The following is an 11787-nucleotide window of genomic DNA, read 5'->3' as shown; positions in this document are numbered from 1 at the left end:
GAACCGTGTGCTGTTCGACGAGACCCATGCCTTCACCTCCTCTGCCACGTTGTCGATCCCGACGGCTGCTTGACTCGTAGCTTCCTGAGATGTCTCTCTGAGATCGAAAGGGGTGCGGCCCTGGCCCGAACGGCCGCCATGGGTTACTGCGGGTAGCTGTTCAGCCGGACCGGCGGCGGTCGCCAGGATGGTCCGGGTCTTTCGAAGGAGGCGCGCGGTGGCCCACTACGCGATCGGCCACGCCGAGAGTGCACAGGGCGACGACGGCGAAGGTGCCCAAGTAGAGCGGCTGACCGAGGGTGGCGCGGTGCTCCAGCAGGTAGATGGCGCAGCCGCCGACGAGAACGCCAATCAGGAAGCAGAGCACGGCGAGCCCGATGCTCCTGATACTTCGTTGACCGCTCACGGTGCCACGGCCTGAGGCACGGCGGCCGGGGCGAGTGGTTCAGCCGGCCAGGCGCGGTCGATGCTGTTCAGCGGTACCAGTTGGGCGAGGACGCCGACGACGACGGCCTGCGGCTGGGAGTCGACGTTCAACTGGCTGAGCAGGCCCTTGGAGTAGCCGCGCATCGTGCTCGGCGCGATGCCGAAGTCTGCGGTCAGCTCGGGCGTGCTCCGCCCGCTCGCCCAGCCGCACAGGATCTGCGTCAGCCGCGGGGCCAGCTGGGGCTTGATGGTCAGTGCCCCGCTGGGGTGCACCGACTGGGTGACGATCCGGTGGGCGGTGGCCCAGGCGGCGAGGTGCAGCACGGTGCGGGTGCCGGTCGTGACGAGGACCGCGTCGATCGCGCTGCGGACGTCGTCCGGTTGCAGCTTCGTGTCGGGGTCGGCGGCAATCTGGTCGTGGCTGGCGCCGGCGGCGACCAGGACGATCAACCGGCGTTCCGAGGCAGTGAGGTTGGGCAGGGGGCCGATGGCCACGGCGTAGTCTCCAGCGGGGTGGTTCGGGCGGGTCACAGCTGCTGAGGGATCGGCATGCCGGGGGCGGCGAGATGGAACAGCAGCCTCGGCCCGAGCCGCTCGGCCTGGCCGGTGCCGACGACCAGGACGAGGTCGCCCTCGGCGGTCATCTCGAAGATCCGCTGCTCCGGGGCGGGTTCGCACGGTCCGAAGCGGACCCGGTGGACCGCGCCCACTCCGAGTTTCTGAACGGCGGCCTGCTCGACGGCATCCAGCGGGTCGGGCACGGCGCCCTCGGTCAGCGGGGTGCTGACCGGCAGCAGCACCGCGTGATCGGCATCGCCGAGGGCGGCGCCGAGTTCGGCGGCGTGCGCGGTGGTGCGGGCGATGCCGTCCGGTTCCAGAACGATGACAAGCGAGCCCTCGGTGAGCATCCGGGCGGCCGTGACGTCCTGGGCGATCTCGCGCGGGTGCCGGGCGCGGGAGTCCACGACGGTGACGCCGGACTGGGTGCCGAGCACGGTCAGCGAACGATCCACCCCGCGGAAGCCGCCGGCGCGCCGGGAGACGGCCTGCGGGTCCTCGCCGATGACCAGGGCGGTGGCGATGGCGGCGCACACGGCCAGGGCGTGGTGGCGGCCGGCAACCGGGAGAATAAAGGCGTGGTCCGTCTCCTCGTAGCGCAAGGTGACGCGGAAGTCCTCGCCGGTCCAACGGGGTGCCATGATCCACACGGTGTCGGCCGGGTCGAGGCCGACGGTGACCACGCGCGGTTCGGGCCGGTCGCCCAGGCGCTCGCGCAGGATCTTCACGCTGCTGTCCCAGGTTGGCAGGACGACGGTGGCGGCGCGGCGGGCGAGGAGCTGGGCGGCATTGAGGCCCTCGATGTTGTCCTCGTAGTACGGGGCGTTCGCGTCGATGGTGAGGATCAGCGCGGCGGTGAACTTGGGCTCGTGGGCGAGGAGATGAGGTGAGGGGCGGTGCTGCTGGGCACCCGGCGTGGCGGCCTCGTGGGTGGCGGTGTCCGGGCAGAAGTCGACCACGATTCGGCTGTTGCCGGCGTGCCCGGCGCCGCCCGCTCGTGCCGGGGCGTTCAGCACCCAGCCTGTCGCGCCGTCATCCAGCACGGCCGCCAGGGCGGCTGCCGCGGTAGTGGTGCTGTGGCTGCCCGCCACCGCCACCGATCCGCCTTCGGCCTGGGCGCACAGGGCCCTGAGCGCGACGGCCCGGCTGAGGATCGGCAGCTGCAGATCCTGGGCGCGGTCGAGTTCCGGATGCGCGTCGGCAAGGACACCCGGCCACACCACCGCCGTGCGGTCGGTGCGTACGTGCTCGGGCGCGAAGCCGACCTCCACTTCGATGCCGGCTGCCCTCAGCGCGGCCACGACCGGGCTGTCCCGGTCGGTCTCGGGAACGCTCCCGATGACGTCGGCTCCAGCTCCGGCCAGCCACAGGGCCAGCCCCTCCATGCCGGCGGTGGCGACATCGACCAGATGAGCGGCCCTCAGCACCTCGGGCAGGACCGGACGAGGACCGGTGACGGTGCGGCTGTCGGGGCAGGTGGTGGTGTCCATGAGGATCTCCAACAGGGAAGCGGACTGTGAGGGGTTGGACCGGACCGGTCGCGGGCCCGGGGGTGTGGCGCCGCGACCGGCCCGGGGCTCAGGACTGGGCGAACCCGCGTGCCAGCTCCGCGTCGGTGACGCGGGCGGCGTGGTGGTCGACCTCCAGCCATGCCAGTGTGGCCAGATGGGCGACAACCCGCTCGCCCAGCAACTCCCTGGACACGCGACCGGCCTCGAACTTCTCGATGGCATCCCAGGGGTGACGGGAAACCACCCGCAGATCCTCGTCCCAGTTGGCGTCGCCGGTGATGGGCTCGTCGGGCTTGAGGCCGTTGGTGATGCCGTGGCGGACCGCGGCGACGGCGGCGGCCAGGGCGAGGTAGGGGTTGGCGTCCGCGCCGGGCAGGCGGACCTCCAGGTGAAGGCCGCGCCCGTGGCCGACCACCCGCACTGCGGCCGAGCGGTTGTCCCATCCCCACACGAGCTTCGACGGCGCAAATGGCCCCCGCAGGCGCTTGTAGCTGTTCACGTACGGTGCCCACATCGGACCGGTCTGGTGCAGCACATCCAGCAGCCCGGCAACCGCGTGCTCGCCCACCGCCGACAGAGCGCCCGCGTCCTGGTCGGAGACCAGCAGGGGCCGGTCGCCGTCCCATAGCGACAGGTGCAGATGCATCCCGGAACCCACCCCATCCGCCGGGGCCGCCATGAACGTCGCAGCTAGCTGCTGCTGCTCCGCAACCGCCTTGGCCGCGTGCTTGAACAGCACGTGCTGCTCGCAGGCATCCCGGGCCGGGCCGTAAGGGAAGGTCACCTCGATCTGGCCGGGCGCGCCTTCCAGTTTGACCGCCTCGACGGGCAGTTCGGCTCCGGCCAGGGCCTGGCGCAGCAACCGGGAGTAGTTGGCCGCTGGCCCCGGCCGGTCGAGGGCGTAGTCGCGATTGTCCCAGGTCACCGGACGCAGCCCGCGCCAGCCAGCTGCCGCTGCGTCGGTGCCGGTGCCTGCGTAGAGGACGAACTCGGTCTCGATGCCGACCCGCACCTCGTAGCCCAGGCCCTGGAGCTGGTCGAGCTGCTCGTCGAGGATGGTGGCAGGGGAGAGCGGGTGCGGCCGACCGCCATCCAGAGGCCGGGCAAGCACGATGGCGCTGTTCGGCTCCCACGGGAGGACGCGGGCGTGGTCGAAGTCGGGCTGCACTGCGACATCCCCGAAACCGCCCTCCCAGGAGAACTCGCCACCCCGTAGGGGCGTCATGTCCAGATCCGTGCCGAGCACGTATCCGCACATCTCCGGAGTGACCGGCCCGGAGTCCAACCGCTGCAGCAGTGTGCGGGCGTCGTGCTCCTTGCCCTTGAATCGTCCCTGCGGATCGATGACGGCCAGCAGCACGGTGTCGATTCCGAGCCTGTCCACCAGCTGGTGCAGCGGCCCAACCGGCGAGGTCAGCGTTGAATTGCCGCCCGCGTCGGAGCGCGCCGCCCGCATCACTGCCCTCGTACCATCCGCGCTCTGGCCTTGGCCGCGTGCGGCTCCTCGGCCACCGTCCGGTCGGGCTGTTCGGCGGCTGGTCACACGACCTCCTCAGTCAGCGCGACCAGCTCGGTCGACTGTTGCACCGGCGGCGAGTACGAGCGCCCGGCCTTGAGCCACCACCCCCAGGCCAGCAGCAGCACCACCGCCAAGGCCACGGGCGCGTAGTTGAAGGTGTCGACCGTCACCGGCGAGGACTGCGGCAAGCACACCAACACGCTCACCACGGCCACCCAGCCCACCGCGATCCAGCCGATCGCCGGGCCCCGGCGGCCCAGGCTCCACGGCCCCGCCTTGAACCGGCGGCCCTTGCGCAGCCGGAGGTAGATCGGCACCGCGTACGCCGGCGTCATCCCCACCACATTGACGGCGGTCACCGCGCCATACGCGGTCGCGCTGTACAGCGACGGCAGTGCGAGCACCAGCGCCGCCCCGAGCGACAGCCACACCCCGGCGACCGGCGTCCCAGTGCGCTCCGACACCCGGCACCAGAGTCCGGATCCGGGGAGCGCGCCGTCTCGGGAGAACGCGAAGACCATCCTTGACGCCGCCGCCGTCTCCGCGTTGCCACAGAACAACTGCGCCACGATCACCACCACCAAGAGCACCTTCGCCCCGGTCGTCCCGAGCGCGTCGATGAAGATCTGCGCCGACGGCACGCCAGTGGGCGAGTTGAGGACGCCGGAGTAGTCCTGGATGGCGAACAGCATGCCGGCCAGCAGGACGGCGCCGGCGATCCAGCTCACCCAGATCGAGCGGACGATCCCGCGGGGCGCCGACACCGACGCCTTGGTGGTCTCCTCGCTCATGTGCGCGCTGGCGTCGTAGCCCGAGAAGGTGTACTGGGCCAGCAGCAAACCGACCGCGCTCACGTAGACCGGGTTGCTCCAGCCGGTGTTGTTGACGAAGTGTCCGACCACCCAGCTGAGGTCCCGGTGCTGGGCGGGCACGATCGCGAGCGCCCCGACGATCAGAACGACACCACCGATGTGCCACCACACCGAGACGCCGTTGAGCACCGACACCAGCCGCACGCCGCGAAGGTTCAGCACCGCGTGGAGCAGCAGGATCGCAGCGAAGATTCCGAACAGGCCGCCCGGCGTCGGCGAGTATCCGAACTGCATGTTGAGGAACGCGCCGACGAAGCTGGCCGCACCGTAGTCGATGCCGCAGATGCCGCCCACCAGTCCGAGCAGGTTGAGCCAGCCGGTCAACCAGCCCCACCGGGGGCCGCCCAGCTGGTGGGCCATGAAGTAGAGCGCACCGGACGTCGGATAGGCCGAGGTCACCTCGGCGAGCGCCAGGCCGACGAACATAACCAGGCCGCCGACGCCGATCCAGCCCCAGAGGATCACCGCCGGCCCGCCCGTGTTCAGACCGAACGCGAGCATCGTCATACAGCCGGACAGGATGCTGATGACGGAGAAGGAGCTGGCGAAGTTGCCGAACTCACCCATTCTCCGCCGTAGTTTGGGCTGGTAGCCGAGCTGGCGGAGCCGTTCCTCGTCGGTCGGTGGTGCTGCCTGGGCGGGGGACATCGGGACAACCTCCGTGCGGGAAGAAGACGGATGATGGAAAGGGGGCGGCCGAGAATCAGGCCAGAGCGGTCGCGCGGCCCGCGAGGGCCTGTTCCCGGGCGATGAGCAGCAGAGCCTCCGCCTTCTCCGGCGAGTCGGCGACATGGGTCCACGGCGCCTTGGACGCGAATTGACCGAGTGCGCTGAACACTTCGACGGCGGCGGCCATCTGGGCCGATGCCCACAACGCGTGGGCGAGGTAGCTGAGATCGACGACCGGCCATGCTCCCGGCTCCGCCACGGACCAGCTCTCGTACGCGCGCTGAGCACGGGAGAAGTGAGGCTCCCGGAGCCACTGCCGGAGCACGACCGCGTTGCGCCTCGGCTCGTTGCGGTAGTAGTCGACCGACAAGTACAGCGGCAGGGCGGAGAGCGGTGATCCGGCCGGAGCCATCGACATGACGACGTTCACGAAGTCGGCCGCCGCCGGCCGGTAGACCTGGTGCCAGTAGCGGAGCATGCGGTGGTGGGCCTCTCGGTTGCCTGGATCGCGCCTGAGGGCCTCATCGAGCAGCCCCCATGGTCCGGGCGGAAGCATCGGGTCCGACGAGCGCTGCTGGTGTTCGGGCCGCTGCCTGGCGCGGTCCAGCGCGGCCAGGGCGATCAAGCACACCCACGGCACGGGGTCCGAGCGCACTGCCTGAGCGGCGGCCTGGCACGACTCGCGGGCTTCCTGCTCCAAGCGCTCGGCCTCCGGCGAGCCGGCCTCGGCTGCGGCCAGGGCATGCTCGACCATCACCCGTGTCCGCACGATGGCGAGCCCCGGATCGTCCGGGCCCTCGCGGGCCCAGTCGGTGAGCACCGTCGACCGGGCCGCGACCAGTGCCAGCACCTGCGTCCGAGAAGTCCGTAGGCCAGCGTTCTGCGCCGTGGCGGCCAGCAGCCGCTGCGTCGACAGCCAGCGCCCGGCCCGCAGGTCATCCACCGCAGTCCGGAGCGCACTGTCGAACCCAGCGGGGTGGTACAACGGCCGAGCCGGAGACACGGCGATCACGGATCACCCTTTCAGTCATAGACGTGCCATACATGGAGGGCCAGGCCCCACGGTTGATCAAGCGGGACGTCCATCGGCTCCTGTCTGGGATGGATGAACACTCCACGACCGACCGCAGCACCTCGTCGAGACCAGCGGGATGGAACACCACCCGCGCGGTACCCGCTGCCTCACAGGCGCGCATCTCGCCCACCTCCAGCCGCCGGACGCCTCTGCGGGCCGGCTTGGACACAGAAGACGGCACGACCGTCAGCGGTTTGCCCACTCCCGCACCCGGCACTCCACGCCGGCACCTCACCGCGGGCGGCTGCCATCACGGCCGACACAAGATCCGTGACCAACTCGTCCACCCGCCGGCGCTCCGCAGCCAAGGCCGTAGCCGACTGCAGCACCAGGTGCTGAAGCGAGCCCGGCTCCGCTCCGGCCGCCAACGCCACCAGGTACTGAGCCAGCTCGGCGCCCGCCGCGGGCGGCAGCGCCGTCGCCGCGACCAATGCCTTCTCCAACTCCAAGGCCCTGCGGCGTGCCACCGTCGCGATCCACTGCGAGTAGGCCGCCACGAGCAGCGCGACCAGCGAGCAGGCGACCATGCCGCCCACGGCTGCGCTTTCTACATGAGATGCCATCAGATCCTCGCTGAGGTAGCAGGAATGGAGGATGAACTGCCGGTCGGCCAGCTGGGTAGCCCTCCGATCAGGACTTGCGGCCGAGGACGCCGTAGCAGGAGACCGCGGCGTCGGTCAGCGCCGGGTCGACCAGGCCGTCCGGCCGCCACCGGGAGACCACCTGCAGTCCCGGCGGCATGATCTGCAGGCCGGCGGTGATGGCCTCGATCTCGGATCGGGACCGGGCCTGGGCTGGGATGTGGGCCTTGCGGTAGAGGGCCACGACGTTCTCCCAGGCGCCGGGGTCGAAGTCGCCGGTGACGTGGGACAGCATCACGCAGCTGCCGTGCGGAAGGGCCTCCACCAGCTCGGCGACCAGGCCGCGCGGATCGTCCGAATCCTCGATGAAGTGCAGGACCGCGATCAGCATCAGAGCGATGGGCCGTTGGAAGTCCAGCACTGCGCGGGCACCGGCGAGAATCTGCTGCGGGTCGCGAAGATCGGCCTTGAGAACCGCGGTCCGCCCCTCCGGCTGGCTGGTGAGCAGGGCGCGTGCGTGGGCCAGCACCATCGGGTCGTTGTCGACGTAGACGACACGGGAGACCGGGTCCTCGGCCTGGGCAATCTCGTGGGTGTTGGGGCTGGTGGGGATCCCGGTGCCAATGTCCAGGAATTGGCTGATCCCCAGTCGTGCGAGATGCCGGACCGCGCGCTCCAGGAAGCGCCGGTTCTCGCGGGCCGTGGTCGGCAGCGTGGGTGCCACCTTCAGCAGCGCATCAGCCGCTGCCCGATCGGCCGCGAAATTGTCCTTGCCGTTGAGGTAGTAGTCGTACAGCCGGGCCGGGCGCGGCCGGTCGGCCAGCAGATCACCGGACGGCGCACCAGAGGAGTAGGACTCGGGATCGCCGCCGACGGCTGTAGAGATCATCTGGGTCGGAAACGTGCCGACGCCGAGCGGCGCGCTGTCCGACTCCGGGCGGTGGTCCTGGGTCGTGGTCATGTCTCCTCAGTCGGTCAAGGCTCAAGCGCGCATCGCGCATTGTTAGTTGGTGCCCGCTCGGTACGGAGGGGGATGCCGTATCGAGCGGGCGGTCGGGAGTCCGGGCGCGCGGGCCCGGTCGGGGGCACGTCTGGGGCGTCTCCGTGCGCCGGCGCCGGACGGGCAGCGATTCCAGATTGGCTGGCCGATTACCGGAGTACGAGTGGCTGGATGCGGACATGATGGGTGTCCGCATCCGAGCTGCGGGAACTCGTCGTCCGTCCACATGACCAGCTGACGCCGGATCGCCTACACAAATGGCAGTGAGTGGAACAGAATGTGACGACTCGTCGTGGAGCCGGGTCGTGGGTGAGTAGGGAAGCAGCGGGGGTGTGATGGCCGCCAAGGCACGGGAGCTTGTCTCGGCTGGCTCGGCGCTGGCCAAACTCGGGGCAACGCTGCGCGAACTTCGGACCGCCAGAGGGTTAAGTCAGGCCAAGTTGGGCGCCGCAGTCCATAGCAGTGCCGATTTGGTCCGCCGGGTCGAGGCGAGCGAGCGGTTCCCATCGCGTCAGTTCATCGCGGCCTGCGATCAGGCCCTTGAGGCCGGTGGTGTGCTCGTTGACCTCTGGCCGGCAGCTGAGGAAGAGCGTCGTCGCACGCCATCACTCGGCTCTGCGCGCAAGAGCGAGCCGTCTGCCAGATTCGACCCGAAGGCATCTGAGCTGGTGGTCGCGGAGTGGGTCGCAGCGGACCCGGGACAGGCTGCGGCCAATGAAGGCAGCCGACTCTGGGTTACCGAGGACGATGTTGAAGTGGCGGGCGGGATGCTCGCGATGTTTCGGCAGTTGGATCACGCCCACGGCGCAGGGCAATTCGCAACCCAACTCCGCACCTACGTCGACACGGAGCTGAGCTCGCTGCTCTCCCGCTCCGCGGCAAGCGCTGACGTCGATCGCTCGCGGGCCCGGATCGCAGCGGGCTTCCTCGAACTGGCTGGCTACCAGGCGGTGGACGCGGGGCGGCCAGGGTGGGCGCAGACGTACTACAAGCAGGCGCTGGGCCTCACCCACGGAGTGGCCGACGACGCCTACGGCGCCTACCTTGTTGCGGTCAACCTCGGGCATCTGGCGCTGCACTGCGATCACCCTCAGGTCGCGCTCCGCTGGGCCCAGGCGGCAAGCGTGAGGGCAGGGACCTCCGCGAGCGCAGCCACCCGGGCCGCGATCGCCGCCGTCGGCGCGCGCGCTCACGCTCGGCTGGGTGACGAGCGCGAGGCGACAGCCATGCTCCTTCAGGCCGAGAAGCTGCTAGACACCTCGACGTCCGGCAACGAGCCACCGTGGATCGCTTACTTCACCCGGGCCTACCTTGCGGACGAGATGGCACACTGCTTCCACGACCTCGGCAGGGCCCCGCAGGCCCGCGCCCAGGTAGCTGACGCACTGCTCGGAGTTGGGCGTGATCGCGTACGCCGTCGTGCCATTGACGCGACCCTGATGGCCTCAACCTGGCTTCGGTCAGGCGACATCGAACAAGCCTGCACCGTGGGTTTCGAAGCCGTCGGGTACGCCGCGCGCACCTCCTCTGGACGCTGTGTCGACCGCGTTGCCCGTTTGCTTACCGACCTCGCGCCGTATGCAGAGCAGCGGGCGGTCGCGGACCTCGACGAGTTCGTTCGCCAGGTTCTGCCAGCCGCGGCCAAACGTGCTACGGCAACACCCCTACCGGCGTGATCCTCTGGAAGAAGCGCAGCTCTGCTTCCAGTACGGCTCGGCGGCTTTCCGGCACCGACAGGTAGTGGTCACCCCCCTCAAGGAAGAGCGTCTCGTGATCGGCACCACGTGCTTGCAGCTCGGCGGCAAGACGCCGGGCGTCGGCCACTGTGGCGATGTCGTCGCTGGTTCCGTGGACCAGCAGCACCGGGACACGGATGGCCTCGGCGCGCACCGCACCCACCGGCCCGGCGAGGACTGCGGCGTGCGGTCGCTGGAACCGGGGTGCTGTGATTGTCCAGCGCTTCGGGTCGATGATTGCGGATGTGGCTATGGCACCGGTGAACGGGCCGGTCAGACAGGCGGCTTGGAGCGCGGTGTATCCGCCCGCACTGGCCCCGCTGATGAACACCGCGCCCCGGAGGGCTGTGCCGTCGGCCAGGAGCTGCTGTGCGACGGCCGCGCAGTCTTCGACATCGAACTCCCCCCAGTGACCGTGGAGGGCTTGCCGGAACTGGCGCCCCTGCCCTGTGCTACCTCGGTAGGCGACTTCGGCAACGGCGAAACCGCGAGCAACGAAGTACTGCACGGTCCAGTCGAGGCGCATCGGCACATCGTCGGTTGGTCCCGGGTGCGCGCGGACGAGCAGCGGCACAGGCCCGTTCACGAGTGGACGGTGCAGCAGGTAGCGGATGGTGGTACTGCTGGAGCGTACTTCGCGGATGGTCGGAGCCGCGCAGGAGTACTGCGGCTGCTCGTGCATGGGGGTTGGAAAATTCCAGCGCCAGGCGGGAATCGGGCTAGCAGGGTCGAAGACGCGAATCGACGGTGTACTGGTCGGTGTGGAGGCAATCAGCGCTACCTGTTGGCCGAGCACCGCGACGTAGGGCTTCACCGAGGTCACATCAGCTTCCTGTTCGCGGCAGTGGCCGTCCCCGCCTACGGTGATCAGGCGTGTGCGGAACCCGTCGGAGACCGTGAGCACGATCGCGCCTCCCGGCAGGAAGCCGAACGACTGGTATCCGCCTTCCCACGGCGCTGGCGCGCAGTCGGCATCCATGGGAGCTACCGCGTGGACACGCAGGCCGTCCCAGCGGTACAGATTCCACCATCCTGTGCGATCGGAGAGGAAGTACAGCATTCCGTCTGGCCCCCATGCTGGCTGGACCACGGATTCTTCTTCCCCGCCGGCAACAAGCTTGGGCGAGGGCGCCGGCCCGTGCTCCGGAAGGTCTGTCACCTGGAGCCGGGTGGAGTCCCACGGCATCCGGTCGCAGTCCCACTCGAGGTAGGCGAGTAGGCCGCTGCGGCAGCGCGGCGCTGCGAGGAACCCCGATGAACTCACCAGCACCCGCATGCTCTGGCCGTCGGTGTCGACCTTGACGATCTCGTCGCCGTGGTCGTTCCCCCGTACGGCCAGCAGGTTGCCGTCCGCGAGGTGCAGGTCGCCGTAGAGGAAGCGGTCATCCGCCGGGACGATCGGGCGGGGAGCGCCGATACCGGCCAGTTCGTAGATCTTGCTGTCGTCAGCGCTGATGATCCACTGGCGGTCAGTGGTGACGGCGTACGCCCCGCCGCCGTACGCGTGCAGCCAGCCTCCCAGGGACAGTTCCGGCGGAGTCTGCGGATGGGCCTTCTCCTGCGGCCTCGCGCGCATCAGGCGGCGAGTTCCCCCTAGGTCAGGGTCCGACTGGATCCACCACAGTTCGCCGTCCGCAGAGGTGAGTTCGTCGTATGTCGTGTGCTTGCGGGCCACCCATTCGGCGTCGAGTGGTTCGTTGTTCTTGCCGGTCATCCGATCCTCTCGACCCTGGAGGGGTGTTATCGATCACCGACGGTACCGGGCGTGCCGGCCTTCCTGCTCTGCACGGTCTACCGCTTGCCACAGCGCCTTCTCAACCACACCTGGCACCTGCTCGGT

10 protein-coding genes are annotated in these 11787 nt (G+C 69.6%); 2 read left to right on the top strand and 8 right to left on the bottom strand.

Translation table 11 applies throughout. The annotated features are described in order from the left end of the window. Positions 1–217: 217 nt before the first annotated feature. The gene (locus ACIBEC_RS18760; protein WP_360493566.1) at positions 218–421 is read left to right on the top strand and encodes a hypothetical protein; all 204 of its coding nucleotides are present in this window, start codon (positions 218–220) and stop codon (positions 419–421) included. Here ACIBEC_RS18760 and ACIBEC_RS18755 read toward each other — a convergent pair. The 7 genes from ACIBEC_RS18755 to ACIBEC_RS18725 all read right to left on the bottom strand — a co-directional run bounded on the left by ACIBEC_RS18755 (position 403) and on the right by ACIBEC_RS18725 (position 8172). Next, positions 403–921, bottom strand: a complete 519-nt coding sequence (locus ACIBEC_RS18755) for a hypothetical protein (protein ID WP_360493563.1) — start codon at positions 919–921, stop codon at positions 403–405. The two genes, ACIBEC_RS18760 and ACIBEC_RS18755, sit on opposite strands and share 19 nt — an antisense overlap. Positions 922–953: 32 nt before the next feature. After that, positions 954–2474: a Mur ligase domain-containing protein gene (locus tag ACIBEC_RS18750; RefSeq protein ID WP_360493560.1), complete on the bottom strand. Its 1521-nt coding sequence runs from the start codon at positions 2472–2474 to the stop codon at positions 954–956. A gap of 88 nt (positions 2475–2562) precedes the next feature. Continuing rightward, complete coding sequence (locus tag ACIBEC_RS18745) at positions 2563–3951, bottom strand: glutamine synthetase family protein (RefSeq protein ID WP_360493557.1); 1389 nt, start codon at positions 3949–3951, stop codon at positions 2563–2565. An 83-nt stretch (positions 3952–4034) separates the two neighbouring features. Continuing rightward, a complete protein-coding gene (locus ACIBEC_RS18740) occupies positions 4035–5534 on the bottom strand; it encodes an amino acid permease (RefSeq protein WP_360493554.1) in 1500 nt (499 codons plus the stop codon). A 55-nt stretch (positions 5535–5589) separates the two neighbouring features. Then, positions 5590–6498 carry a hypothetical protein gene (locus ACIBEC_RS18735; RefSeq protein ID WP_360493551.1) on the bottom strand — a complete coding sequence of 303 codons (909 nt, stop codon included), beginning with the start codon at positions 6496–6498 and terminating at the stop codon, positions 5590–5592. Positions 6499–6737: 239 nt separating this feature from the next. Next, entirely contained in the window at positions 6738–7166 is a 429-nt protein-coding gene (locus tag ACIBEC_RS18730) for a hypothetical protein (RefSeq protein ID WP_360493548.1), read from the bottom strand. Positions 7167–7260: 94 nt separating this feature from the next. Continuing rightward, positions 7261–8172 carry an SAM-dependent methyltransferase gene (locus ACIBEC_RS18725; RefSeq protein ID WP_360493545.1) on the bottom strand — a complete coding sequence of 304 codons (912 nt, stop codon included), beginning with the start codon at positions 8170–8172 and terminating at the stop codon, positions 7261–7263. Positions 8173–8546: 374 nt separating this feature from the next. Here ACIBEC_RS18725 and ACIBEC_RS18720 point away from each other — a divergent pair, with 374 nt between their 5' ends. Then, positions 8547–9887, top strand: a complete 1341-nt coding sequence (locus tag ACIBEC_RS18720) for a helix-turn-helix transcriptional regulator (protein ID WP_360493542.1) — start codon at positions 8547–8549, stop codon at positions 9885–9887. On the opposite strand, the gene ACIBEC_RS18715 is transcribed toward ACIBEC_RS18720, so the two are convergent. After that, positions 9862–11661 carry a prolyl oligopeptidase family serine peptidase gene (locus tag ACIBEC_RS18715; protein ID WP_360493540.1) on the bottom strand — a complete coding sequence of 600 codons (1800 nt, stop codon included), beginning with the start codon at positions 11659–11661 and terminating at the stop codon, positions 9862–9864. The two genes, ACIBEC_RS18720 and ACIBEC_RS18715, sit on opposite strands and share 26 nt — an antisense overlap. Between the last annotated feature and the right edge of the window lie 126 nt (positions 11662–11787).

This window comes from Kitasatospora sp. NPDC051164, from assembly GCF_044455625.1.
Taxonomy (GTDB): Bacteria; Actinomycetota; Actinomycetes; order Streptomycetales; family Streptomycetaceae; genus Kitasatospora.
This window is presented reverse-complemented; position numbering and strand designations above follow the sequence as displayed.

Bases quoted from the DNA above. Each gene is read 5' to 3' on its own strand.
- ACIBEC_RS18750 (WP_360493560.1), bottom strand. From the start codon at position 2,474: ATGGACACCACCACCTGCCCCGACAGCCGCACCGTCACCGGTCCTCGT.
- ACIBEC_RS18745 (WP_360493557.1), bottom strand. From the start codon at position 3,951: ATGCGGGCGGCGCGCTCCGACGCGGGCGGCAATTCAACGCTGACCTCG.
- ACIBEC_RS18740 (WP_360493554.1), bottom strand. From the start codon at position 5,534: ATGTCCCCCGCCCAGGCAGCACCACCGACCGACGAGGAACGGCTCCGC.
- ACIBEC_RS18725 (WP_360493545.1), bottom strand. From the start codon at position 8,172: ATGACCACGACCCAGGACCACCGCCCGGAGTCGGACAGCGCGCCGCTC.
- ACIBEC_RS18720 (WP_360493542.1), top strand. From the start codon at position 8,547: ATGGCCGCCAAGGCACGGGAGCTTGTCTCGGCTGGCTCGGCGCTGGCC.
- ACIBEC_RS18715 (WP_360493540.1), bottom strand. From the start codon at position 11,661: ATGACCGGCAAGAACAACGAACCACTCGACGCCGAATGGGTGGCCCGC.